29 protein-coding genes are annotated in these 24,690 nt (G+C 31.6%); 15 read left to right on the top strand and 14 right to left on the bottom strand.

Annotated elements, in window-relative coordinates; translation table 11 throughout:
• Positions 1-74 precede the first annotated feature (74 nt).
• From ACKTSU_RS12485 to ACKTSU_RS12475, 3 genes are all read left to right on the top strand, one after another.
• Positions 75-1,040 carry an NAD-dependent epimerase/dehydratase family protein gene (locus ACKTSU_RS12485; protein ID WP_408036763.1) on the top strand — a complete coding sequence of 322 codons (966 nt, stop codon included), beginning with the start codon at positions 75-77 and terminating at the stop codon, positions 1,038-1,040.
• A gap of 110 nt (positions 1,041-1,150) precedes the next feature.
• Positions 1,151-1,741, top strand: coding sequence for a thioredoxin family protein (locus ACKTSU_RS12480; RefSeq protein WP_408036762.1), 591 nt, complete (start codon positions 1,151-1,153; stop codon positions 1,739-1,741).
• Positions 1,742-1,831: 90 nt separating this feature from the next.
• Positions 1,832-2,311 (top strand): ABC transporter ATPase, encoded by a 480-nt coding sequence (locus ACKTSU_RS12475; protein WP_408036761.1) that lies wholly within the window; start codon positions 1,832-1,834, stop codon positions 2,309-2,311.
• On the opposite strand, the gene truB is transcribed toward ACKTSU_RS12475, so the two are convergent.
• The 5 genes from truB to mce form a co-directional block, all read right to left on the bottom strand.
• Positions 2,306-2,989: a tRNA pseudouridine(55) synthase TruB gene (gene truB / locus ACKTSU_RS12470; RefSeq protein WP_408036760.1), complete on the bottom strand. Its 684-nt coding sequence runs from the start codon at positions 2,987-2,989 to the stop codon at positions 2,306-2,308. The genes ACKTSU_RS12475 and truB overlap by 6 nt on opposite strands.
• The gene (locus ACKTSU_RS12465) at positions 2,990-3,784 is read right to left on the bottom strand and encodes an undecaprenyl-diphosphate phosphatase (RefSeq protein WP_408036759.1); all 795 of its coding nucleotides are present in this window, start codon (positions 3,782-3,784) and stop codon (positions 2,990-2,992) included.
• 2 nt (positions 3,785-3,786) lie between these two features.
• Positions 3,787-4,029 carry a DUF3098 domain-containing protein gene (locus tag ACKTSU_RS12460; protein ID WP_274633365.1) on the bottom strand — a complete coding sequence of 81 codons (243 nt, stop codon included), beginning with the start codon at positions 4,027-4,029 and terminating at the stop codon, positions 3,787-3,789.
• 11 nt (positions 4,030-4,040) lie between these two features.
• On the bottom strand, positions 4,041-4,919 hold the full coding sequence (locus ACKTSU_RS12455; RefSeq protein WP_408036758.1) for a cell division protein FtsX: 879 nt from the start codon (positions 4,917-4,919) through the stop codon (positions 4,041-4,043).
• 90 nt (positions 4,920-5,009) lie between these two features.
• Positions 5,010-5,420: a methylmalonyl-CoA epimerase gene (mce, locus tag ACKTSU_RS12450; RefSeq protein WP_408036757.1), complete on the bottom strand. Its 411-nt coding sequence runs from the start codon at positions 5,418-5,420 to the stop codon at positions 5,010-5,012.
• Between the two features lie 234 nt (positions 5,421-5,654).
• Between mce and ACKTSU_RS12445 the strand changes: the two genes are divergently transcribed.
• From ACKTSU_RS12445 to ACKTSU_RS12425, 5 genes are all read left to right on the top strand, one after another.
• Entirely contained in the window at positions 5,655-6,338 is a 684-nt protein-coding gene (locus ACKTSU_RS12445) for a hypothetical protein (protein ID WP_408036756.1), read from the top strand.
• A 599-nt stretch (positions 6,339-6,937) separates the two neighbouring features.
• Positions 6,938-7,687, top strand: a complete 750-nt coding sequence (locus ACKTSU_RS12440; protein WP_408036755.1) for a sensor histidine kinase — start codon at positions 6,938-6,940, stop codon at positions 7,685-7,687.
• A 50-nt stretch (positions 7,688-7,737) separates the two neighbouring features.
• Entirely contained in the window at positions 7,738-8,385 is a 648-nt protein-coding gene (locus tag ACKTSU_RS12435; RefSeq protein ID WP_028892275.1) for a response regulator transcription factor, read from the top strand.
• Positions 8,386-8,406: 21 nt separating this feature from the next.
• Complete coding sequence (rbfA, locus tag ACKTSU_RS12430; RefSeq protein ID WP_028892276.1) at positions 8,407-8,802, top strand: 30S ribosome-binding factor RbfA; 396 nt, start codon at positions 8,407-8,409, stop codon at positions 8,800-8,802.
• Between the two features lie 39 nt (positions 8,803-8,841).
• Positions 8,842-10,044 carry an ABC transporter permease gene (locus tag ACKTSU_RS12425; protein WP_408036754.1) on the top strand — a complete coding sequence of 401 codons (1,203 nt, stop codon included), beginning with the start codon at positions 8,842-8,844 and terminating at the stop codon, positions 10,042-10,044.
• 57 nt (positions 10,045-10,101) lie between these two features.
• Here the strand turns inward: ACKTSU_RS12425 and ACKTSU_RS12420 are convergent, their stop codons facing one another.
• The 3 genes from ACKTSU_RS12420 to dusB form a co-directional block, all read right to left on the bottom strand.
• Positions 10,102-10,620, bottom strand: a complete 519-nt coding sequence (locus ACKTSU_RS12420; RefSeq protein WP_408036753.1) for a hypothetical protein — start codon at positions 10,618-10,620, stop codon at positions 10,102-10,104.
• Between the two features lie 181 nt (positions 10,621-10,801).
• Positions 10,802-12,562, bottom strand: coding sequence for a transcriptional regulator (locus tag ACKTSU_RS12415; RefSeq protein ID WP_408036752.1), 1,761 nt, complete (start codon positions 12,560-12,562; stop codon positions 10,802-10,804).
• A gap of 109 nt (positions 12,563-12,671) precedes the next feature.
• A complete protein-coding gene (gene dusB, locus ACKTSU_RS12410; RefSeq protein WP_408036751.1) occupies positions 12,672-13,670 on the bottom strand; it encodes a tRNA dihydrouridine synthase DusB in 999 nt (332 codons plus the stop codon).
• A 102-nt stretch (positions 13,671-13,772) separates the two neighbouring features.
• Here dusB and lepA point away from each other — a divergent pair, with 102 nt between their 5' ends.
• Positions 13,773-15,569 (top strand): translation elongation factor 4, encoded by a 1,797-nt coding sequence (lepA, locus tag ACKTSU_RS12405; protein WP_408036750.1) that lies wholly within the window; start codon positions 13,773-13,775, stop codon positions 15,567-15,569.
• Here lepA and ACKTSU_RS12400 read toward each other — a convergent pair.
• From ACKTSU_RS12400 to ACKTSU_RS12385, 4 genes are all read right to left on the bottom strand, one after another.
• Positions 15,566-15,778 carry a hypothetical protein gene (locus tag ACKTSU_RS12400; protein ID WP_408036749.1) on the bottom strand — a complete coding sequence of 71 codons (213 nt, stop codon included), beginning with the start codon at positions 15,776-15,778 and terminating at the stop codon, positions 15,566-15,568. The genes lepA and ACKTSU_RS12400 overlap by 4 nt on opposite strands.
• A complete protein-coding gene (locus ACKTSU_RS12395; RefSeq protein WP_408036748.1) occupies positions 15,775-16,371 on the bottom strand; it encodes a hypothetical protein in 597 nt (198 codons plus the stop codon). The genes ACKTSU_RS12400 and ACKTSU_RS12395 overlap by 4 nt, the downstream gene beginning before the upstream one ends.
• 63 nt (positions 16,372-16,434) lie before the next feature.
• Positions 16,435-17,211 (bottom strand): hypothetical protein, encoded by a 777-nt coding sequence (locus ACKTSU_RS12390; protein WP_408036747.1) that lies wholly within the window; start codon positions 17,209-17,211, stop codon positions 16,435-16,437.
• Positions 17,212-17,452: 241 nt separating this feature from the next.
• Positions 17,453-18,151: a zinc metallopeptidase gene (locus ACKTSU_RS12385; RefSeq protein WP_408036746.1), complete on the bottom strand. Its 699-nt coding sequence runs from the start codon at positions 18,149-18,151 to the stop codon at positions 17,453-17,455.
• Between the two features lie 94 nt (positions 18,152-18,245).
• Between ACKTSU_RS12385 and ACKTSU_RS12380 the strand changes: the two genes are divergently transcribed.
• From ACKTSU_RS12380 to ACKTSU_RS12355, 6 genes are all read left to right on the top strand, one after another.
• Positions 18,246-19,277, top strand: a complete 1,032-nt coding sequence (locus ACKTSU_RS12380; protein ID WP_408036744.1) for an asparaginase — start codon at positions 18,246-18,248, stop codon at positions 19,275-19,277.
• Between the two features lie 253 nt (positions 19,278-19,530).
• Positions 19,531-20,259 carry a MotA/TolQ/ExbB proton channel family protein gene (locus ACKTSU_RS12375; RefSeq protein WP_408036743.1) on the top strand — a complete coding sequence of 243 codons (729 nt, stop codon included), beginning with the start codon at positions 19,531-19,533 and terminating at the stop codon, positions 20,257-20,259.
• 7 nt (positions 20,260-20,266) lie between these two features.
• Positions 20,267-20,710, top strand: a complete 444-nt coding sequence (locus tag ACKTSU_RS12370) for a hypothetical protein (protein WP_408036742.1) — start codon at positions 20,267-20,269, stop codon at positions 20,708-20,710.
• A 6-nt stretch (positions 20,711-20,716) separates the two neighbouring features.
• Positions 20,717-21,343 carry an ExbD/TolR family protein gene (locus tag ACKTSU_RS12365; protein ID WP_028892287.1) on the top strand — a complete coding sequence of 209 codons (627 nt, stop codon included), beginning with the start codon at positions 20,717-20,719 and terminating at the stop codon, positions 21,341-21,343.
• Positions 21,344-21,360: 17 nt separating this feature from the next.
• Positions 21,361-21,831 carry an ExbD/TolR family protein gene (locus ACKTSU_RS12360; RefSeq protein WP_028892288.1) on the top strand — a complete coding sequence of 157 codons (471 nt, stop codon included), beginning with the start codon at positions 21,361-21,363 and terminating at the stop codon, positions 21,829-21,831.
• Between the two features lie 89 nt (positions 21,832-21,920).
• A complete protein-coding gene (locus ACKTSU_RS12355) occupies positions 21,921-22,589 on the top strand; it encodes a porin family protein (protein ID WP_408036741.1) in 669 nt (222 codons plus the stop codon).
• Here the strand turns inward: ACKTSU_RS12355 and ACKTSU_RS12350 are convergent.
• Both ACKTSU_RS12350 and rpoN read right to left on the bottom strand, forming a co-directional pair.
• Complete coding sequence (locus ACKTSU_RS12350; RefSeq protein ID WP_408036740.1) at positions 22,584-23,183, bottom strand: hypothetical protein; 600 nt, start codon at positions 23,181-23,183, stop codon at positions 22,584-22,586. The two genes, ACKTSU_RS12355 and ACKTSU_RS12350, sit on opposite strands and share 6 nt — an antisense overlap.
• Positions 23,183-24,646 (bottom strand): RNA polymerase factor sigma-54, encoded by a 1,464-nt coding sequence (gene rpoN / locus ACKTSU_RS12345; RefSeq protein WP_274633344.1) that lies wholly within the window; start codon positions 24,644-24,646, stop codon positions 23,183-23,185. Before rpoN ends, ACKTSU_RS12350 begins: the two co-directional genes overlap by 1 nt.
• Positions 24,647-24,690 lie beyond the last annotated feature (44 nt).

Genomic DNA, 24,690 nt, shown 5'->3' with positions numbered 1-24,690 from the left:
AAAAAAGAATAAATACTTTTTGCGAAATCTTAAATTTAATAACTTTGCCAGCATATATTTTTGAACAATTAAAAATGAGTGATACCATATTAATTTTAGGAGCTTGCGGGCAAATAGGAACAGAATTAACCCAGAAATTACGTTCTATTTACGGAAAAGATAATGTAATAGCTTCAGATATTAGAGAAGGAAATGTAGAAATGATGAGTTCTGGACCTTTTGAAATTATTGATGCTACAAATCAAGAGCAAATTTTAGGTGTCATTCAAAAATATAAGGTAACCCAAGTATATTTAATGGCTGCTATGTTATCTGCAACAGCAGAAAAGTATCCGTTAAAAGGTTGGGATTTAAACATGACTTCTTTGTTAGCTGTGTTAGAGTTAGCAAAAGAAAAACATATAGAAAAAGTATATTGGCCTAGTTCTATGGCGGCATTTGGTCCAACTTCACCAAAAATGAATACGCCACAGCAAACCATTATGGAGCCTTCTACCGTTTACGGAATTAGTAAGGTTGCAGGAGAACATTGGTGTAATTATTACCACGATAAGTACGGTGTAGATGTAAGAAGTATTCGTTATCCGGGAATTATCAGTTGGAAAACATTACCAGGTGGAGGTACTACGGATTATGCGGTAGATATTTACTTTGATGCCTTAGAAAAAGGTACTTTCGAATGTTTTTTATCTGAAAATACTCGCTTGCCAATGATGTATATGGATGATGCTATCAATGCAACCATTCAGTTAATGCAAGCGGATGAAGAAAGTATTAAAACAAGAACTTCATACAATTTAGCGGCAATTAGCTTCACACCAAAAGAAATTGCTGAAGAAATCAAAAAATACATTCCAGATTTTACCATTACGTACAACCCAGATTTTAGACAAGCGATTGCTGATAGTTGGCCTCAGGTGATAGACGACTCGGCTGCAAGAAAAGATTGGGGATGGAGACATCAGTTCGATTTAGCTTCTATGACTAAAGATATTATTACGAGTTTACAAGCTAAAGCCGAAGAATCAGCTGAGGTGTAAGGTTACATTCTTTCTTTCGTCTATGGTATTCAAGTTTTATAGCGAAGTGTAACTTAGGTTACGAATTCTGTGTTATAGAAGAAATATTTTTGCAATAGAATATACTACCAATGAAAAAAATTATTGAAGAAAGCTTAGAAAGAGCATTGTCATATACTGAGTATAGAAACTTAGTAAGTACTTTGTTAACGGAAGGGAAATCTACAGGACCTAATCAGTCAGAAGATTTGTTAAACTACAGTAAGTTAAACGATAAACGCATGAAGCGTTTGGACAAAACAATTAAACTTACTGAGGAAACCATCGCTAAAATTAAAGATGTAAAAGAACCTCAAACTTGGTTGGTGTTAACAGAGGGTTGGTGTGGTGATGCAGCACAAAACATCCCTGTGATTCATAAAATAACGGCTGAAAATCCGAACATCGATTTTAAATTGGTTTTACGAGATGAAAACTTGGAGTTGATGGATGCTTTTTTAACGAATGGAGGAAGGTCTATTCCTAAATTAATTGCTTTAAATGAAAAGAAAGAAGTAATTAATACATGGGGACCAAGACCTACGGAAGCCACGCAAATGGTAGCTGATTATAAAGCTAAGAATGGAAGTTTAGATGCCGAATTTAAAGAAGACTTACAAGTTTGGTACAACAAGAATAAAGGAGAAAATACACAGGAAGATATCATTTCAATGCTTCAATAAATAAAAGGAACAAAATAATGAATTCCCCTTCTTGATTTTATTCAAGAAGGGGAATTGTTTTCTGTATCTTTGCGCCCATAACGAATCAATATGTTTGTAGAATTCAATACCTTATCAGAAGAAGCTAAAGTTTGGGTGTATCCATCAAGCCGAAAATTTTATCCTCAAGAAATTGACGAATTAAAAGAAAAGTTGCAAAGCTTTGTGGAAGCATGGAAACAGGATGATGCTGACTTCAAAGCTTCTTTTGAACTGAAATACAATCGTTTTATTATCTTTTCTGCGGAAGAAGGTTCAACATTAACGAATGCAGATATTGATAAGCAAGTAGCATTTATTTTACAACTACAACAAGAATATGAAGTAGAGTTGTTAGATAAGATGAACGTGTGTTTTAAGCAAGGAGAATTTATTCAGTACAAAGACGTCAAAGAATTTAAAAAGTTGCTTAAAAAGAAGTCTGTATCAGCTAAAACAATAGTTTTTGATAATTTAGTACAAACCAAAGGTGAGTTAGAAAATTACTGGGAAGTACCTATCACTGAAAGCTGGTACAATCGATTTTTATAAGCTTTCTACAAATTCATCAACACTCTGCGCGTTATCTACTGAAAAATCCCCAATTTTAGTTCTTCTTAAAACAGATAAATGTGCTCCAGAATTTAACGCTTCTCCGTAATCGTTAGCAATAGAGCGAATATAAGTTCCTTTACTACACACAATTCTAAACTCTACGTTAGGTAAATCAATTTTGGTAATTTCAAATTCATTAATTTCTACTTCACGAGCTTTGATTTCAGTAGTTTCACCTTTACGAGCAAGCTCGTATAAACGCTTTCCGTCTTTTTTAATCGCAGAGAAAATAGGTGGTTTTTGCTGAATTTTACCAACAAACTGCTCAGTAGTTTTATGGAGTAATTCTTCTGTTATATGTTCCGTAGGAAATGTCTCGTTAATTTCAGTTTCTAAATCGTAGCTAGGTGTGGTAGCACCAATAACAAAAGTACCTGTATATTCCTTTATTTGACCTTGATATTCATTGATGTTTTTGGTTTGCTTACCGGTACAAATGATTAATAAACCTGTAGCTAACGGATCTAAAGTTCCTGCATGTCCTACTTTAATTTTTTTAATATTAAAGTGCTTACGAATATGCCAACGAAGCTTATTTACCACCTGAAAAGAAGTCCATTCTAGTGGTTTGTCAATCAATAAAATTTGTCCGTTTTTGTAATCTTCCGCAGTCATTTAGAAAAATAAAGAATAGCCAATGGCAATTAAACCTACAATAGCGCAGTATAAAGAAAAATATGATAATTTACTTCTCTTAACCAAAGCAATCATCCATGTACAAGCAATTAATCCAGATATAAAAGCAGCGATAAATCCTGCTGAAAGTGGTATGATTTCTGAGCTTTGAAAGTTAATATCTCCACTTAAAATGTCTTTAGCAACCTTTCCTAAAATTAAAGGGACTACCATTAAAAAAGAAAAACGAGCTGCTTTGGTACGATCTACACCTAATAATACTGAAGTTGAAATCGTAGCTCCTGAACGAGAAATACCAGGTAACATAGCAATAGCTTGTGAAATTCCAATAATTACTGCGTTTTTAAAAGAAACACTTTTGTTGGTGTTTTTAGCTTTGTCTGCTAATAAAAGTAATACAGCAGTTACTAAAAGCATGAATCCTACTAATAAAATTTTTCCACCGAAAAAGCTTTCTAACTCTTTTTCAAAAGCAAGTCCAATAACTACAGCCGGAATCATCGATAAGATAATTTTTACTGAAAATTGCATTTCTTCATTCCATTTAAACTGGAAAAGACCTCTGAAAATTTCAGCAATTTCTTTTCTAAATACGACAATAGTACTCAGTGCAGTTGCAGCGTGTAATACTACTGTAAAAGTTAAACTTTCTTGAGGAACAGAGGTGTCTCCAAAAATAGCTTTGGCTAATTCTAAATGTCCACTTGAAGATACTGGTAAAAATTCAGTAAGTCCTTGAATAATTCCAAGGATAATCGCTTCTAATAAATCCATGCTTATTTTTTAGGATTGGCAAAAATAGCATAAATTTCTATACCCAATCCGATAATTACCAAGGTAGGAGCTAAGCGAATTCTTTGCCAGTTGTAAATATCAGGATTAAAAACGTTAGGATCGTCACTACCGCCACCTGCCATTAAAATAAATCCTAAGGCAATTACGGCAATACCAATTAACATAATCATGTAATTTCTTTTACCGAATAAAAATTCTTGGTTTGGTGAATTATCTTTTTTCATAAAATAGTTTACTAATAGTATAAGTCGTTTGTTTGTAGGTTTAAAAAGCGCTGTGTGGCAAAGAAAGTACTAATCCATGTAATGAAAAAGGCAATTAATACAATTCCTCCTGCTACATAACCTAACGCTACATAATCTGTAAACAACTCTAAAGATGGAATGTACTTATCTACATAATAAATTAAAACCGCTAATCCGCTAATAGCTATAAAAGCACCTAGTAATCCTAATCTGATACTTTGCCAGATGAATGGTTTACGGATAAAACTTTTTGTAGCACCAACCATTTGCATGGTTTTAATATTGAATCGTTTTGAGTAAATAGATAATCGGATAGAGCTGTTAATTAGAATGATTGCAACTAACCCGAAAAATCCGCTCAATACCAATAACCAAAAACTAATTCGTTGAATATTTTTAGTTAATAATTGTACTAGAGGTTTGTCATAATTTACTTCAGCAACGAACTTGTTTTTTTCAAAAGCTTCTTCAAGTTCTGTCATTTTTTCTGGAGTCACATAATCTGCTTTTAAGTAGATGTCAACTCCGTTTTTAAGTGGATTATCCCCTAAAAACTGTAAAAAATCTTCTCCTAAATCTTTTTTGTACTCTTTAGCAGCTTCTTCTTTAGGAATGTAAATTACTTTATTAACAAAAGCTTCCTTCTGAATAGATTCTTTCAGTTTTTTTACGCTTTCATTAGTTACTTCGTCCTTCAAAAAAAGTGTCATTACAACTTTTTCTTTAAAGTGATTGGCAACTTTGGTAGATTTTAATAAAACTAACCCTAAAACACCAATCATAAAAAGAACCAGAGCAATACTCACTACTACTGATACATATGAAGATTGTAAACGGCGTTTTTGAAAAGAATCAAAAGAGGTTGTCATTGTTACATGCTGATTTTAAGACGTTGCAAGATAGTGAATCAAATTTCAAATATCAATCTTCATTATCATTGCTTGCTGAAATAGTTTATTTTAATCGTTTTCTGAAATCTCTTGACATAATTCAATTAATACTCCATTGGTAGATTTAGGATGTAAGAAAGCTACTAGTTTATTGTCAGCTCCCTTTTTAGGAGTTTCGTTTAAAACTGTGAAACCTTCATTTTGTAAACGTTTAATTTCTTCTTTTATGTTATCAACAGCAAAAGCAATATGATGAATCCCTTCACCTTTTTTCTCTATAAATTTAGCAATAGGACTGTCTGGGTTGGTAGCTTCTAATAATTCAATTTTATTAGGTCCAGATTTAAAAAATGAGGTTTTTACTCCTTCGCTAGCTACTTCTTCAATTTTATAATGTGATTCTCCAAAAAGAGAAGCAAATAAAGCATTCGATTTTTCTAAGTCCTTTACGGCAATACCAATATGTTCAATTTTGTTCATAGGGTAAAAGTATAAAAAACTCTTCTTAAAAGCTTCATAAAAAACAAGAGTATATAGCACGAAAAATAAACAGTTTAAATATTAGTGTTTTTAGGGTGTTTTTCCCTTTTGTGAGTATTGTACGTGTTGTTAAAAGGTTGGTAATATAGTTTTTAACGAGACTTTTTAAAAGAGCTGTTTTTTTTATTAAAAATTAACCACCTATATTTAGGAAATCAAAAAATCAAATTAATTATGAAAAAAACTAATCTATTACAACTAGTGTTTTTAGTTTTATTAATGAGTATTGTTTCTTCGTGCGACAATACTGACAAAAAATGTGATTGTGACGATTGGCAATCTCAAGTACCTGAAGGTACTTTTTGTTATTCTGACCTTGGTAGAACAAATGAGATGTTAAACTACCCTGAAATTGTTGAAATGTTGAGAAATTATGATACTACCAGAATTGCTCCTTTAGAAAAAGCTCTTGGGTATCCTGATTCTCGTATCAATACGTATAACTATCAGAATTTTAAAAACTATTTAGGACACATTGAAAACTTAAGTAAAAAAGCAAAAATAGAAATTACAGGTATTAGTTTTATTTCTGCAGCAAAACCTGATTATAATGGTAAAGGTAAAAGTTATCAAGATTTAATTTACATTCCTACTACAACTATTGATGGTGAACAAGTAGCATTCGATCCTGTACAATCTACTAAAAAAGGAAGGTTAGTAACTTTTAAAGAGGCTTTAGCAGCGAATGGTTATAATTGGATTTATAATTCTAAAAAAGAGTTTGAAGCAGGCAAACGAGCAGATTATAATTATAGTATCAAGATTTTAAAAGAAAACAAAGCTGGGTTTATGAGTATGCTACCTCCACTGGATGATAGTGGGGCAGGTAACAAAGCAAATTTAACACCTCCTTATTAAGAGTAATTTATTGACGTGATGGGTGTGTTAAATGAACCCCTTTATTTTCAGTTTATAGCAGCATTATTAAGTTGTTTTTTTTTTAAAAAAGAGAGTTTTTTTTTGAGAATACTTTCGCTTTTTTTGATTGTAACTTTTTTAGTTGAATTAATAGGAGATTATTTAAATGGCTTAAAAGTGGACAACTTTACATTGTATCATTTTTATACTCTTTTTGAGTTTTCTATAATTTTTATAATGTTAAAAAGTGTAATAAAGCAGAAGAAATTATTAATTTATTCATCTGTGTTATTATTTGTGTTACTATTTCTATGGGTCTTAGCTTTTTTTAGTAGAAAATATCTTTTTGTAATGACTATAGTTGGTTCGTTTAATGTTGGTTACTTGGTTTTTTTATACTTGAGAGAATTGTTGCTGTCAAATGAATTAATTAATTATAAAAAACAACTCCCTTTCTGGGTGTCTGTTGGATTAATAGTTTTTTATTTGCCATCAATTCCTTTTTTTAGTTTTTGGAACTTTATGAAAGATAGATCATTATTGCCGATTTTAGAAGCTCTTGTAATACTGATGAACATTATAATTTCTTTTGGATTAATATGGAGCAACAAGAAGGAAAAATCTTATTAATAACAACAGTAGTTCTTTTAGTAATTATTGTCTTTTTAATATTTCTTTTTACAATATTTCAACAGCGTAAAAACAAATTGTTGTTAGAACGAGCCGAAAATAAAAAACGGTATGAGCGTGAAATAGCTGAAACTCAAATAGAAATTCGAGAAGAAACATTAAGAAACATTAGTTGGGAGTTGCATGATAATATTGGTCAACTCCTAACTTTAGCTAAAATACAGTTACAGCATGCTTCACCTGAAAGTATGGGAGAAATCTCTGGGATTATAGCGAAAAGTTTAACAGAAGTTAGGGCTCTGTCAAAAATAATTAATCCTGATTTTATTAATAGTGTAAAGTTAAAGAAAGCATTAGAATTAGAAATAGCCCGTTTTAATAGGTTGAATTATATTGAAGCAAGTTTAGAAGTAACAGGTATAGAACAGGAAATTAACCAAAAACACGGAATCATTATTTTTAGAATACTTCAAGAGTTTTTTTCTAATACTATAAAACATTCAAAAGCTTCTAAACTTGAGGTTTTTTTAAATTACAAAGATGATTCTGTTGAAATTAAAGCGCAAGACAACGGAGTGGGTTTTGATATGTTGCGAGTAGGTTTAAAAGGCATAGGTTTGCAGAATATAAAAGCCAGGGCAAAATTGATAAATGCAGAAGCAAAATTCAAATCAGAGCCTCAAAAAGGAACTAGTTTAATAATAAATTATTATATTTAAAGAGCCTTAGTGTATATTCCCCAACAACTAATACTAATCTAACTTATGAAATTATGAAATACTCAGTTGTTGTTGTAGATGATCATACGTTATTGTCACAGGCTATTGAAGGTATGGTAAACACCTTTGATAAATTCAAAGTGCTTTACACTTGTAAAAATGGAAAAGAGGTTGAAGAAAAATTTTCTGCCTCACCTAAAAATATACCTGATTTAGTTCTAGTAGATGTAAATATGCCTGTGATGAATGGTATTGAAACTACCGAATGGATTGTGGAAAATTATCCGCAAGTACATGTCATGGCCTTATCTGTAGAAGATGCCGATGGCACTATTTTAAAAATGTTAAAGGCAGGAGCTGTTGGTTATTTGTTAAAAGACACCAAAAAAGAGATATTAGAAAAGGCTCTACTTGAAATGATGGATAATGGTTTTTATCACACCAAAAATGTTACAACTTTATTATTAGATTCAGTTTCTGGTAAAAAAGAAAGAAATAATCTTGCATTCAAAGAGAATGAAATTACTTTTATGAAGTTGGCTTGTTCTGAGTTAACCTATAAAGAAATTGCCGAAAAAATGTTTTTAAGTCCGAAAACAATAGACGGTTATCGTGATAGTTTATTTACGAAATTAAACGTAAGAAACAGAGTAGGATTGGTAATGTATGCCATAAAAAATAAAATTTATACTCCGTAATTTTATGCTTAAATTTGCAGCATGGAAGAAACAAATAGACAACGAAAAATTGCAGGAGTATTGCAACAAGACTTGGTAGACGTTTTACAACGTGCTGCGCAAGATGGAATGAAGGGAGTGATTATATCGGTATCTAAAGTTTCGGTTACTGCCGATTTAGGAGTGGCTAAAGTTTACTTAAGTGTATTTCCTTCAGAAAAAAGAGATGAAATTATTGAAGGGGTGAAGTCTAATACTCCTTTAATCCGTCACGAATTAGCACAACGAACAAAAAATCAACTTAGAAGAATGCCAGAACTGTTATTCTTTGGTGATGATAGTTTAGATTATATTGAAGATATTGATAAATCCTTAAAAGGAGAAGATATCGATCCAATAAAAAATCCAGATATCTTACCTCGTCGCCAAAAACGTTAATAAATTTTCTTTACTTTGGCTAGCTAAATTTATTAATGGTTGAATTTTTCACTATACATAGCTAAACGGTACTTATTTTCAAAAACAAGTACCAACGCAATTAATATCATTACAGCAATTGCTGTTTTTGGTGTTGTAGTGGGTACTTTGGCTTTATTTGTGGTTTTATCAGGGTTTTCTGGTTTAAAAACTTTTAGTGATTCTTTGCTAAATGCATCAGATCCTGATATAAAAATAACAGCGGCTCAAGGAAAATCTTTCGAATATTCAACAAAACTTCATGAAATCCTTCAACAAGAAGAAGGTATAAAAGCGTATTCAAAAGTTATTGAAGAAAGAGTTTTCTTAAAATATAAAGGCAGAGATCATATTGCTCAGATAAAAGGAGTTGAAACAAACTACCTTGATATTATACCAATAGATTCAATGTTAACAGTAGGAACTTGGATAGACGAGCAGTATAAAAATACAGCTGTTATTGGGTACGGAATTTCGTATAAGTTATCATTAGGAATTTTTAATTTTGGTGAACCATTGCAGGTTTTAGTTCCAAAACCAGGAAAAGGATTTATAAATGCTAACAATGCTTTTCGATCAATTTCTACACAAGTAGTAGGTGTGTATACAGGTTCAGAAGAGTTTCAAAATAAATATGTGTTTACAGAACTCTCGTCAGCGCAAGAGTTGTTAGGGTATAAAGAGAATCAAATAACGGGAATAGAATTAGCTCTTAAAAAAGGAGTTGATTTAGACTCATTTCAAGAAAAACTACAAGAAACTTTAGGAGAAGATTTAAAAGTACAAACCCGAGCACAGTTAAACACCTTATATTATAAAGTAATCAATACCGAAAATTTTATATCGTACTTAATATTCACTTTGATTGTAGCGATTGCTTTATTTAATGTAATAGGTTCAATAATAATGATGATTATTGATAAACGCCAAAACCTGAAAACATTATTTAATTTAGGTAGTAGTATAGAAGAAATAAAAAAGATATTTGTTTATCAAGGATTTCTATTGACCTTGGTAGGAATGGCGATAGGGTTGGTTTTAGGAATATTGTTAGTATTAATCCAACAACGATTTGAACTATTAATGATTACAGAAAGTTTGGCTTATCCAGTTGAATTTAAATTGATAAACCTACTCGTGGTACTTGTAACTATTTCGGCTTTAGGTTATTTAGCAGCAAAAATTGCAAGTTCAAGAATTTCCGTTAATTTTATAGAAAAATAAAAGACCAAGACTTTATAAATCTTGGTCTTTTACAGATTAGTAGTAGCTAGAATAGTCTTATTCTCTTATGACTATTGTTTTTGTCTCTTCCCCTTTTTTTATAAGTACTTTATATTTAGTTTTTACCTTTTTATTTTTTTCATAAGCCATGTGATATTTGGTTGAAACGAAACTCCATCCCGGGTGTTTCTTAATTATTTCTTTTTGTAAAGATAAAGGGAGTCTTACATTATAAAAATATTCATCACAGTTTAAAATATCACCTTGTTGATTGTAGGTAACAGCAATTTTGTTTTTTCCATTTTTAAGCACGATATCGTAATTTGAAGGATCGTTTTCAGAATAAACATTCAAATCTTCAATGTTAAATTCTAGCATTTTTTTTCGAAGCGCTTTAATTTGTGAAGATTGATCGTAGTTTTCAACAGCGTTTACAAAAGAATGATTACTCTCAATTGTTGCTTTTTTCTTGTTTAGGTTAGTAGAAGATACGTCGTTTACAGCTAGAAAATTTTGTTGAGCGAACATTAGGTTGGTTAGACCGATCATAATTAAACCAATTACTTTAGTTTTCATAATTCTAAAATTATATGAGTTAGACTTAGTTATTGGGGTTATTATGGGGTGGTGAAATAAAAGTTTTTTAAGGATAGAATAAAATTACGTTAAAAGCTGTTTTGTTGATTAAAATTGATATAGACAGATAATAAGCTACCAATAGACAAATGATAGACAAACTAGTGTTTAAGAGTGATTTTTATAGAGATTGTATAAAAGTATCTAGATCTACATCTTCTGAAAGATGTAATTTTTTTCTAAGTCTATAGCGACTAGTGTTAAGAGAAGGAAGTGTGATGTTTTGCAAAGTAGCAATGCTACGACTATTAATTTTTAATCGAATAAGAGAACACAAGCGTATTTCGTTTTTACTTAAATCAGGGAATTTAGTTGTTAAGTTTCGGTAGAATGAATCACTCAGTTTATCAAGCTTTTCATAAAACATTTGAGTGTCTGCATCGAAAGTAACTTTGTTTTTTATTTCTTGTTCTAACTCATTTAAAAGAGCTTCTCTTTCTGAGTTTTTGGTTTGTTTTAAAGCATGTACTTTATCTGCTACATATTTTATCCATTCTTGTTGTTGCGATAAGTTAATGGCAAAATCAGACAAATCACGTTTTTTAGATTGAATTTCTGAATTGAGTTTTTCAACTTTTAAACTTTCAACTTCTAACGTACGTTCTGCAAGTTCTTGTTTGTTTTTTGCATTGATAAGATGTTGTCTTCTTCTTAAAAATAATGATGTCAACAGTAAAATTATAAACGAGAATGAAAGTGTAACAATCCAAAATTTAGATTGCTGGCTTTTTAGTTGGTTTTCTTTTACCATTTGTTCTAGCTCAAAATTAAGAGCTACTCTGTCTAATGTTGCGTTGTTCAGTTCTTTTCGCCAAGTAGCATCAGTAATATCTTTAAGGTTTTGTATGCTGTCAGAAAACTGTTGTATTACTTTTAAAGTAGCATAAGCTTTAGCTGTTCGCCCCTGTGCATTTTGTAAGTTCTCTTGGGTTTGTAGGAATTCTAATTCAGAATCAGGAGTTAATTTCCCTGAAAGTTTTTCTTCTGTAATTATTTTTTTTAGCCTTTTAAAGTTGGTGTTCGCTTCTGAAAACTTCCCTAATTTTATAAAGGTATTCACTAACTGCGCTCCAGCACTAATTAAACGAGGTATATCACGATTTTGTGATTTTTCATTAATAGCACTGGTGAAAAACCTGAAGTTTTCAGCATATAAAGGTGCGGCTAAGTCGTACTCTTCTTTTTGATAATAAATATCAGCAATGTTATCTCGAATACTTCCCAAAAGGCTATGATTAGGGAAATTGGTTTGGGTAATTTCATAGGCTTTTTTAAAATAAGGAAGAGCTTTGTCAGGGTTATTTTTATCCCAATAAAAGAACAACCCATAATTGTTAAGAGCAGAAGGATGATAGATTTTATTAAAAGCTTTAGAAAAGTTTACGTTGGCTTTGTGAGCATATTCTGCACTATCAAGAACAGAAAGTTTGGCATAATCAGCTGCTAAAACGCTATAAGCATGATTATGCATTTCTATTAATGAGTTTTTTTCTTCAGAAGTTAGCTTGTCTTCATTCTTAGCGTAGAATTTTAAAAATTGATTGTACCATTTGATAGATTCCTTAGGGAACCCAATCTTGTAGAACCAATTACCAGCATCAAGAAAACTTTGAATTTTTAAATAATAATGCCCTTCAATTTTCGGAAGTAAATCTAGTTTTCGATACTGAAGAGATAAGTATTTTTTTAGTTGAGTTTCAGAAAACGAATCTCGAGTATAGGTTTTAATATCATCAACAGGAAATTCTTCATTCATTTCATTATTAATTTGATGATATAATTTTAAAGCATCAGTACTGTTTAAAGGAAGCTCTTGCGAGGCTCCCGAAAATGGTTGTAGGAGTATAGTAACTAGTAGTATTTGTACAAGTTGATACTTCAAAATAAAGTGTAAAAAGGTTAGTTAAACCAAATATACAGCTTCTTTTACAGGTTTAAAAGTAAAATATAATTCATTGAAAATGAATAGACTAAAAAAGGGGTTTCCACTATTATCCTAAGGTAATGGTAGCGTCTCCAAATTTAGCTTGTACTTCGTCAAAAGCAGCAAAAACATCTTTAGGATCGTCAGAAGTAACCATTTTCATTCGGTGTTCTTTAAAATGAGGAATCCCTTTAAAATAGTTGGTGTAATGTCTTCTAGTTTCTACAACTCCTAGGTGTTCACCTTTCCAGTCAATAGCCATTTCTAAATGACGACGCGCCATATCAACACGTTGAGAAATAGTTGGGCTTGGTAAATGCTTTCCTGTTTTAAAGTAATGTTTTACTTCGTTAAAAAACCAAGGGTATCCGATAGAAGCACGACCAATCATACAGCCGTCTAATCCATAAACATCACGCATTTCCATCGCTTTTTCAGGAGAAGTAACATCTCCATTTCCAAATACAGGAATGTGCATTCTTGGGTTATTTTTCACTTCGGCGATAGGCGCCCAATCAGCCTCCCCTTTATACATTTGTGCACGCGTACGACCGTGAATAGAAATGGCTTTACAACCTACGTCTTGCAAACGTTCGGCAACTTCAAGAATTCGAATTGAATCATGATCCCAACCTAAACGAGTTTTCACAGTAACAGGTAACTTAGTGTGTTTTACCATGGCTTCGGTAAGCGAAACCATTAAGTCTACATCTTTTAAAATTCCTGCACCAGCTCCTTTAGATACTACTTTCTTTACAGGGCAACCAAAATTGATGTCGATAATATCAGGATTTGATTTTTCAACAATCTCAACAGTTTTCAGCATAGAATCTAGATTAGCACCGAAAATTTGAATCCCTACAGGGCGTTCTTTTTCGTAAATATCTAGCTTCATTACACTTTTTGCCGCATCGCGAATCAATCCTTCCGAAGAAATAAATTCAGTATACACTACATCAGCACCATTTTCTTTGCATAAAGCTCTAAATGGTGGATCACTTACATCTTCCATCGGTGCTAATAATAGCGGAAAATCAGGAAGTTCTATGTTACCTATTTTTACCATGCTGCAAAGTTACTTTTTATTTTTTTATTGTGTAAATTTTTAATTGTACATCGTTTTTCAAAGAAGTATCTTTGCAAGTCACAAGTAGTTAGATTACGACGAATGAAGAATATAAGAAACTTTTGCATTATTGCACATATTGATCATGGTAAGAGTACTCTTGCCGATAGATTATTAGATTATACAGGGACGGTTACTGAGCGTGAAAAACAAAACCAGTTACTAGATAACATGGATTTAGAGCGCGAACGTGGGATTACTATTAAATCTCATGCTATCCAAATGGATTATGTTTACGAAGGAGAAAATTATATTCTAAACCTAATTGATACTCCAGGTCACGTAGATTTTTCTTACGAAGTTTCTCGTTCTATTGCAGCTTGTGAAGGAGCGTTGTTAATTGTTGATGCAGCTCAGAGTATTCAAGCACAAACGATTTCTAATTTATACTTAGCGTTAGAGAATGACTTGGAAATTATTCCTGTCTTAAATAAAGTAGATTTACCTTCAGCAAATCCTGAAGAAGTAACTGATGATATTGTTGATTTATTAGGGTGTAATCCTGAAGATGTAATTCATGCAAGTGGAAAAACAGGTTTTGGAGTTGATAATATTTTAAAAGCAATTATTGATAAAATACCTGCGCCAAGTGGAAATCCCGATGCACCATTAAAAGCATTGATTTTTGACTCGGTGTATAACTCATACCGCGGAATTGAAACCTACTTTAGAGTAATTGATGGTTCTATTAAAAAGAATCAACAGATAAAATTCATGGCAACGGGTAAACAGTATGGAGCTGACGAAGTAGGAACTTTAAAGTTAAATCAAGTTGTAAAAAACGAGATTAAAACCGGAGATGTTGGATATTTAATTACAGGAATTAAAGCAGCAAAAGAAGTAAAGGTAGGAGATACGATTACTGATTTTGCGAACCCAACAACCGAAAGAATTGAAGGGTTTGAAGATGTAAAGCCAATGGTATTCGCAGGTATATATCCTGTAGATACAGAAGATTATGAAGAGCTTCGAGCTTCGATGGAAAAGTTGCAACTGAATGATGCTTCATTAGTATTTCAACCAGAAAGTTCTGCAGCATTAGGCTTTGGTTTCCGATGTGGTTTCTTAGGAATGTTGCACATGGAAATTATTCAGGAGCGTTTAGAGCGTGAGTTTGATATGACGGTAATTACTACGGTTCCTAACGTAAGCTACCATGCATTTACTAAGAAGGATGTTGATGAGGTGATTATTGTAAATAATCCATCAGATTTACCAGATCCGTCAAGATTAGATAGAGTAGAAGAACCTTTTATCAAAGCTTCGATTATTACCAAGGCTGATTTTGTTGGGCAAGTAATGTCGCTTTGTATAGAAAAACGTGGGCAAATTGTAAATCAAACTTATTTAACTCCTGAGCGAGTTGAATTAATTTTTGATATGCCATTGGCAGAAATTGTATTCGATTTTTATGATCGATTAAAAACTGTTTCTAAAGGATATGCATCGTTCGATTATCATCCAATAGGAATGAAGGAATCGAAATTAGTGCGTGTTGATATGTTATTGAACGGACAAGCAGTAGATGCGCTTTCGGCATTATTACATGCCGATAATGCTTACGGAATAGGGAAACGTATTTGTGAGAAGTTAAAAGAATTAATTCCACGTCAACAGTTTGATATTCCAATTCAAGCCGCTATCGGAGCTAAAATTATAGCTCGTGAAACTGTAAAAGCTTTACGTAAAGATGTAACAGCAAAATGTTACGGAGGGGATATTTCTCGTAAACGTAAGTTATTAGAAAAACAAAAGAAAGGTAAAAAACGTATGCGTCAAGTTGGAAACGTAGAAATTCCACAGCAAGCATTTATGGCTGTATTGAAGTTGAATGATTAAACTTCTTCAATATTAATAATAATTGAAAAGGTGTTATTGTTTTTTGAAAACAGTACACCTTTTCTTTTTGGTAGTTGTTCTATATCGAAGTTTTTGGGTAGAGTAAATGAAATTGAAATATTTTCAATTATAATTGATTGCAAGTTCTTTAGCTTTTTTATTTCAGTAATTAAGATGTTTATTTCTTGTAAAAGAATTTGAGGTATCATTGTACTACGGTTCTAAAAGAAAATTCAACATTGCTAACAATATCAGTTTTTAAATCAAGCATATCTTTATTGCTATCTATCGGTTTAACAATCACCTTTGGTCTTATATCGCTAAGGTTTCTTGCAATTAAGTTTTTATCGGCTAATATTGATTTTGTTATTTCTTTATTGAATAAAGTTTTGATAATAATAGGTTTTTTAACTGTAGATGAGCTACTTCTTTTCTCGGTAGCTTTTTTTTCGTCATTATTATCAGTAAATGAAAAAATAAGTTTGGCATTTACTTTTCCTCTATCTACAATAACTTTCAAAGCATTTTTATTGAGATACTCTTTAAGAGTTTGTTTGTAGTTCGTAATGTATTCGGATATGTACTCTTGTATTTCTTTGTTATTGGCAGAGGAGCCTAAAATTTCTTTAGCTTCTTGTTCTAGCTTATATTTAGAACTAAATTGTTGATCAGTTAATAATAAGTCTTTACGTAGTTCTAAATATTTTCTTTCTTGGTCTAATTGTGAACTAATAACAGCATCAACAGTACTGTTGATTAAATCAGTTACAAACTCAACAAAACCAGTTTCTTGTACTTTCATAGTTTTTTAAGATTAAAAGCAAGCAAGAGTTTCCTCTTGCTTATCTTTTATAGGTTATTTAGGTTATTGAAAATTAGCTAAAGGAAAAAAGTCTGATTTAAAATTCACTTTAACATGTCCAAAGATGTCTACAGTAGTGTTTGAGATATCTATCTTGCTAGTGTTTACGGTACTAACTTTAGTTTCGGTATTAGAAATTCCTCCGTTTATACCTAAAATACCACCAAGAAAACCTCCTTTAAAACTTCCGCCAAATCCCCAGCTTCTGTTTTTTCTTTCAAATTCAGAAGTGTTTTCAACATCATATTCGTATTGTTGAGTGAAGAATTCTAATTTTGTTTCAACAACTCCATCTTTAACTACTAGTTTTTGATATCCTAATTTCATCATATCTCTAAGTAGTTTGTACTTGTTTTCTGCAATTCTACTCTTAACAGCATCTAAGAAACCAGTTTTGGTAATGCTAGGGGTAATGGTATTGTTACCGTCTTTAATGGTTAGTTGGTTGTTTAATTCAGTTTTAGCTTCTGCATCTATAGCTTGACTATTTTGAAGTTTGTCATAAACTTCTCCATATTGCATTGTTTTTATACTTCCGCCTTTTTCGTAGCTAAAAGTATTAGAAAGAAACTCTAAGAGTTCTCCGCTAGTAATATCATCTTTGGCTTCATTAATGAATGAGGTTAAAGACTTACTAACTTTACTTAACATTTCTGTATAAGCAGCCATCTGCTTAAGTTGGTTTGCTGTAATAGCATCAAAAACACCAGTAATTAAACTGGCTGTAAACTCAGGAAACTTTATTTTGTCTACCTGAGAAGCAATTTGTATTGCTGACATAGCTTTAATTTTTAATGGTACTTACTCTATTATAGGCTTTTCAGTTTCCGCCAATTTTTAATTAGCCAAAATTATAGAGAGGATATTGTTTTTATTGTAGGATAAAAGTTGTTTTACTAAGAGGAGATTTCATTAGTTTAGAAAGGGGGTTTTCACTGGGAGTGTAATAATTGATATAGAAAATTAGAGAATAAAAAAAAGCCCCATTTACTGGAGCTTTTTTCTAACGGATAATTATTTTTTAATCTCTGTTTCCTAAAACTTGTAGAGCCCAATATAATAACATTGCTAATGATCCTAAGGCAGCTACTAAATAAGTTCTTGCAGCCCACTTTAAAGCATCTTTAGATCCAGCTAATTCTTCACGACTTACCATATTCTTGTTTTCTAACCAAGCTAATGCTCTATTACTTGCGTCATATTCCACAGGTAAAGTAACAAAACTAAAAATTGTACCTAAAGCCATAAAAGCTAAACCAGCTAAAGCAATATAAAACCCGATACCTGTACTTCCAGAAGCAGCACCAAAAGCAATACCACCAATTACCATCCATTGAGAGAAACGAGAAGTAATACTTACCATAGGTACTAATTTAGAACGCATTTGTAAGTATTGATAAGCGGTAGCGTGTTGTACAGCATGTCCAACTTCGTGTGCGGCAACTGCAGCTGCGGCAGCATTTCGTTGGTTGTATACAGCTTCGCTTAGGTTTACTGTTTTATTTTGAGGATTATAATGGTCGGTTAATCTACCAGGAGTAGAAATTACCTGTACATCATAAATACCATGATCTGCTAACATTTTTTGAGCAATTTCTGCTCCGCTCATACCATTACGTAAGTGAACTTTTGAGTATTTTTTAAATTTACGTTGTAAAGTATTACTTACTAACCAACTGAATAAAGATATTATACCTATCAGTACATAAAATCCAATCATAATTTATATAATTTTAAAATTTTGTATCATTTTTGCTGGATAAATTTACAACATAAATTATTCCAAATTAGTTAAGGAAATTAAAAATGTCAAAATGGCAACACAACCTAAAATTTTAATAGTCTATACTGGAGGAACCATTGGTATGGTTAAGGATTATAACACAGGGGCTTTAAAGGCTTTCGATTTTAGTCAGATTTCTAGTAAGATTCCAGAGTTACAACAATTAAATTGCGAAATTTCTACAGTTTCTTTTGATGAGCCTATTGATTCATCAAATATGAATGTGGAATATTATATACGAATAGCAGAGATAATTTCTAGTAATTATGACAAGTTTGATGGGTTTGTTGTCTTAACAGGGTCAGACACGATGTCGTATACTTCATCTGCAATTAGCTTTATGTTTGAAAACCTACAAAAACCTGTAATTTTTACGGGTTCGCAGTTACCTATAGGAGACTTACGTACTGATGCTAAAGAAAATTTAATAACTTCTATCCAAGTAGCTTCAGCTTATGAAGATGGTAAACCTATAATACAAGAAGTAGGTTTGTATTTTGAATACAAGTTGTATAGAGCTAATAGAACTACTAAAATTAACGCAGAACAATTTGAGGCATTTGCTTCGATGAATTATCCGCCTTTGGCAGAAAGTGGAGTGCATTTAAACTTTAACCGTCATTTGTTGCTAAAACCAAATAAAGAAGAGGAAAAGCTGGTTTTTAGAAAAAAATTAGATAATCATGTGGCTATTTTAAAACTTTTTCCAGGTATTACAGAGTCAGTAGTGAGAAGTTTTATCAATATTCCAGAGTTAAAAGGAATTATTTTAGAAACATATGGTTCAGGAAACGCACCTACCGAAAAATGGTTTGTTAATTTATTGGAGGATGCTGTGAAAAGAGGAATATATGTTGTTAATGTAACTCAATGTACAGGGGGAAGTGTAATTTTAGGACATTACGAAACAAGTTCTGAACTAAAACGCATTGGAATTGTTGATGGTAAGGATATTACTACCGAAACAGCAGTAGCAAAAATGATGTATTTATTAGGAGAGAAGCTGTCAAAAGAAGAATTCAAGCATTATTTTGAAAAATCTCTCAGAGGAGAAATGGCTTAAATTGTAAATAAATCGTTAAATTTACATTCGTAACTCCTTGAATTACTAAGGAAAAGCGTTAAAAAACAGGTTGGTAGTATAAATGCTAGAGATTTTTTTTAATCTCCCAACATTTTTTTGTTACTTGCCACTCTGAAAAATTTAAAAACGTAATAAGTACAATGAAAGAATTACTTATTTGTAAAAAAATAAGTTTTTCACAGTAAAATTTGTATTTTTAACCCGTTAACTATTTAAAATTAATTATAACAAAATGAAAAAAGTAGTAAATATCCTAACTATTGCAGGATTTATGTTTTTAGGAGCTATTCAATCAACTTATGCTCAAGACGCAGCGGCGGCAGAAGGATCAGAAACTTTCCACCAAATTTTAAAAAGATATTTTATTGAAGGTGGTCCTGGTTTTATGGGAATCGTATTAGTAGCTTTAATCTTAGGTTTAGCTATCGCAATTGAAAGAATTATTTATTTAAATATGGCTACAACCAATACTAAAAAATTAATTTCTAGTGTTGATGAGGCTTTAAGTTCAGGTGGAGTAGAAGCTGCTAAAGAAGTATGTAGAAATACTAAAGGTCCTGTTGCTTCTATCTTTTATCAAGGATTAGAAAGAGCTGACGAAGGTTTAGATGCTGCTGAGAAAGCTGTAGTAGGATATGGTGGAGTACAAATGGGATTATTAGAGAAAAATATTTCTTGGATTTCATTATTTATCGCTTTAGCACCGATGTTAGGGTTCATGGGAACTGTAATTGGTATGATTGGAGCTTTTGATGCAATTGCAGTAGCAAACGACATCTCTCCAGCAGTAGTAGCAGGTGGTATTAAAGTAGCACTTTTAACAACAGTATTCGGTTTAGTAGTAGCAATTATTTTACAAATTTTCTATAACTATATCATCTCTAAAGTAGATAGTATCGTAAACAACATGGAAGATGCTTCTATCTCTTTAATCGATTTATTAGCAAAGTATAAAAAATAATAGAAGTATGAAGAACAATAGATTAATAACAATCGTTGTAGCATTACTTTCTCTTGTTGGAATTGTTTTATTTTTAACGACTTTAGGAGTAAATGAAGACGATAAAGCGGCTATGTCAGATGCTGTATCTCCTTTAGTTACATATTCTTTAGTATTATTAGGATTAACAGCAGGAGTTACAGTGTTAGCTTCAATATTAAGTTTGTTTAAGAATCCAGCAGCTTTGAAAAAAGCATTGTTAGGTTTATTAGGAATGGGAGTTTTATTAGTAATTTCTTATATCCTTTCAGGAGACGGACAAGTTATTGACGCAAACGAAAAAGTAATTGCGGCAGCAGGAAGTAGTGTTTCTAAGAATACAAGTACAGGTATTTGGTTAAGTGTTATATTAATAGTGATCGCAGGAGGTTTCTTCGTGTGGGATTTATTAAAAGGATTAGTTAAATCATAGATTATTATGGCAAGAAGAGAAAACCCAGAAATTAATGCAGGTTCGATGGCAGATATTGCCTTCTTGCTACTTATCTTTTTCCTTGTAACAACAACGATGGATGTGGATTCAGGTATTCCTAAAAAACTAGCTGAAAAAACTGAAGTTGAACCACCAATCGTTAAAGAAAAAAACATCTTTCAAGTAAGTATTAACCGTAACAACCAACTTTTAGTTGAGAATGAAGTTATGGAGTTAAAAGACTTAAAAGATGCAGCTGTTAAATTTATAGATAATGGTGGAGGTATTGGTAACCCAATGCCAGGGAAAGAAGCTGGAGCTGCTTGTGACTACTGTAAAGGAGCAAAAGATCCAGAATCATCAGATCACCCTAACAAGGCTATTATTTCTGTTGAAAGTGATAGAGGTACAGAATACGGTACTTATGTTGCTGTTCAAAATGAATTATTAAGAGCATATACTGAATTACGTAATAGATTATGCCAAGAGAAATATGGTATGAGCTTTGACGAACTTGAAAAAGCTTTTATTGATAGTGCAAGAAAAGATGAGTCTTTAAGAAAGAAAGTAGAAGATATTAAGGCGAGTTATCCTCAAATTATTTCAGATACTGATCCAACTAATGTTAAATAATAAAACAATATAAGAGTATGTCTAAGTTTAGAAAAAAGAAGAAAGGGATGCCTGCTTTATCTACGGCGTCTTTACCAGATATTGTTTTCATGTTATTATTTTTCTTCATGGTAACTACTACCATGAGAGAAACAGATTTATTAATTGATTCACCACGTTTACCTAGTGCAAGTGAAGTGAAAAAGCTTGAACGTAAAAGTTTAGTGAGTACAATTTATGTTGGTAAAGCAAAAGACGCTAAATATGGTACAGGATACAACAGAATTCAGTTAAACGATAAGATTGCTACACCAGATGATGTACCTTCTTTTATTTATCTTGAAAGAGATAACGTTTCTGAAGCAGAAGTACCATTTATGACAACTTCTATTAAAGCAGATAAAGAGTCGAGTGTAGGTACATTAGCCGATATTCGTGAAAAGTTAAGAGATGTTAATGCTCTTAAATTAAGTTTATCTACGCATAAAGGAAGTGTAATTAATAAGTAATAATTACTTTTAAATAAACAAAAAAAGAGCAATCTATAGATTGCTCTTTTTTTATACAAAAAAGTTATCTTTATCGTTACATAATTATTATGAAGTACACAGCATTTATATTTTTGGTAACATTCTTTTCTTTTAATGTTTTTTCTCAAAGAGATTCTCTACAAGTAGGGGATAAATACTTGGAAGACCAGTTATATATTGATATAACTTATAATTTACTACAAAATCAACCAAAAGAATTAGGGAAGACAGGTTTTTCATATGGTTTAGCTTTAGGGTATATGAGAGACATACCGATTAGTAAAAATGGAAGAAATGCTTTTGCTATTGGTCTAGGTTACAGTTATGATTCTTTTGATCATGATCTAAAGGTTATTGACGATAATGGCGATTATGAAATTGATCCCAACCTAAGTTCAAATAAAATAAAACTTCATAATATCGAAATGCCTATTCAGTTTAGATGGCGTTCTTCCGATGTTAATACTTATTCTTTTTGGAGATTATATGCAGGAGTTAAAATTACATATAATTTAAGTAATGAATTTCGATATAAAATAATAGACCAAAGTTTTAGCTTTTCTGATGTAGAAAACTACAATAAATGGCAAACAGGTTTAACATTATCTGCTGGTTATGGTACTTTCAACTTTCATGTGTATTATGGTCTAACCCCTATGTTTAAAAACGCAACACTAAATGGTGAATCTATTAATAGTAGAATAGTTAAACTAGGGCTAAGTTTTTACTTGTTATAAGATATAGTAAGCTATAAAAGGGCTAAATAAGCCGATAAAAAAACCAATATACACTTCTTTTACTGTGTGAGCTTTTAATTGCAATCTAGAGTTTGCTAATAGCCCTGAAAATAATATTAGAGTAATTACAATAGGAAGTATATACACTGCTTGTAATTGTTTAAATAGTAAAAAGTACCCGACAGCTATCCCCATAGATAATAAATGTAGACTCCCTTTTATTTTAAACGGAAATAGTATGTAAATAAAACCAAGTCCAAAAACAGTTCCGTAAAATAAATAACTTAGGTCTTTAACGATACTCATATTCGCGAATAATTTCCCTAAGAACATAAATAAAGTCATCATTAAAAATACAGGTAACTTTCGTTCACTTATACTATGTACTCTAAATGACTTTATATATCCTATCGATTTAAGAAATACAAGTAATAGAAGTGGAATAAGATAAGTAGCAACAAACACCACAGAAACAACTGTAAATTGCTGTTGTTTATTGAGTGTTATAGGTGAAAATATAAAGTACAAAAGAATACCTATGGTAGGCATTACAATTGGGTGTAAAATGGTTGATATGAACTTATGCCAACGCATTAAATTTCTTTACGTAAACGAGCCACAGGAATATCTAATTGCTCTCTGTACTTAGCTACCGTCCTTCTTGCAATAGGATATCCTTTCTCTTTTAAAATTTTAGAAAGCTTTTCGTCTGTTAAAGGCTTACGCTTATCTTCTTCACTTATAACCGTTTCTAAAATCTTTTTAATTTCTTTGGTAGAAACATCTTCCCCCTGATCGTTTTTCATAGATTCTGAGAAGAAATCCTTGATTAACTTAGTTCCGTATGGAGTAGATACATACTTGCTGCTAGCAACACGAGAAACCGTAGATACATCCATGTTAATTTCATCAGCAATATCTTTTAAAATCATTGGTTTTAGCTTGCGTTCATCACCTGTTAAAAAATATTCTTCTTGACGGTGCATGATTGCATTCATCGTTACTAACAGTGTTTGTTGACGCTGTTTAATAGCATCAATAAACCACTTTGCAGCATCTAACTTTTGCTTGATAAAAAGCACTGCATCTTTTTGTGATTTGGTTTTTTCTTTAGAATCTTGATACCCTTTTAACATGTTGTTATACTCTCTAGAAACATGAAGTTCTGGAGCGTTACGAGAGTTCAAGGTTAAATCTAAATTACCATCTATAATTCTGATTGAAAAATCAGGAACTATTTGCTCAGCAATTTTGTTATTGCCTGCGTAAGAGCTTCCAGGTTTCGGATTCAATCTACTTATTTCATGAATAACATCTTTAAGCTGTTCTTCAGAAATATTATATTTTTCTAATAATTTTTGATAGTGTTTTTTAACGAAATGATCGAAAGATTCTTCTAAAATTCGAATTGCTAAAGCTCTGCTTTCAGTTTCAGTTTTCGACTTTAATTGAATAATCAAACATTCTTTTAAGTCTAAAGCACCAACACCTGTAGGGTCTAGTTTTTGAACAACATTCACTAAAACATCCTTAACTTTTTCTTCCGTAGTAAAAATGTTTTGAGTAAAAGCCAAATCATCAACTAAATCGATTATATCTCTACGAATATAGCCGCTATCGTCTATGCTTCCCACTAAAAATTCAGCAATAGCACGTTCATCATCATCAATTCTAAAGGTGTTTAATTGATTGTTTAATGATTGGTGAAAGCTAGTGCCAGCTGCATATGGGATTTGTTTTTCTTCATCATCTGAAGAATAGTTATTCGTTTGCGTTTTATAACTAGGATATTCGTCGTCGCTTAAATATTCATCAATATTAATATCATCGGTATCAATCTTTTCACTTCCCGAATCGTCATAATCAATATCGTTGGCTAAAGTATCTTCAAAATTTTCTGGTTCATCTTTACCTGTATCTAAAGCAGGATTTTCTTCAATTTCTTGTTTCAAACGTTCTTCAAAAGCCTGTGTAGGCAATTGAATTAACTTCATCAACTGAATTTGTTGTGGAGATAATTTTTGAAGTAATTTTTGATGTAAACTTTGTTTTAGCATATATACAAAGATATGAAATAGGACAAAAAAAATCGCCATTCGCT

This window comes from Tenacibaculum aestuarii, from assembly GCF_964510395.1.
Taxonomy (GTDB): domain Bacteria; phylum Bacteroidota; class Bacteroidia; order Flavobacteriales; family Flavobacteriaceae; genus Polaribacter; species Polaribacter aestuarii.
The sequence above is the reverse complement of the archived record's forward strand: the minus strand, read 5'-3'. Positions and strand labels throughout refer to the sequence as shown.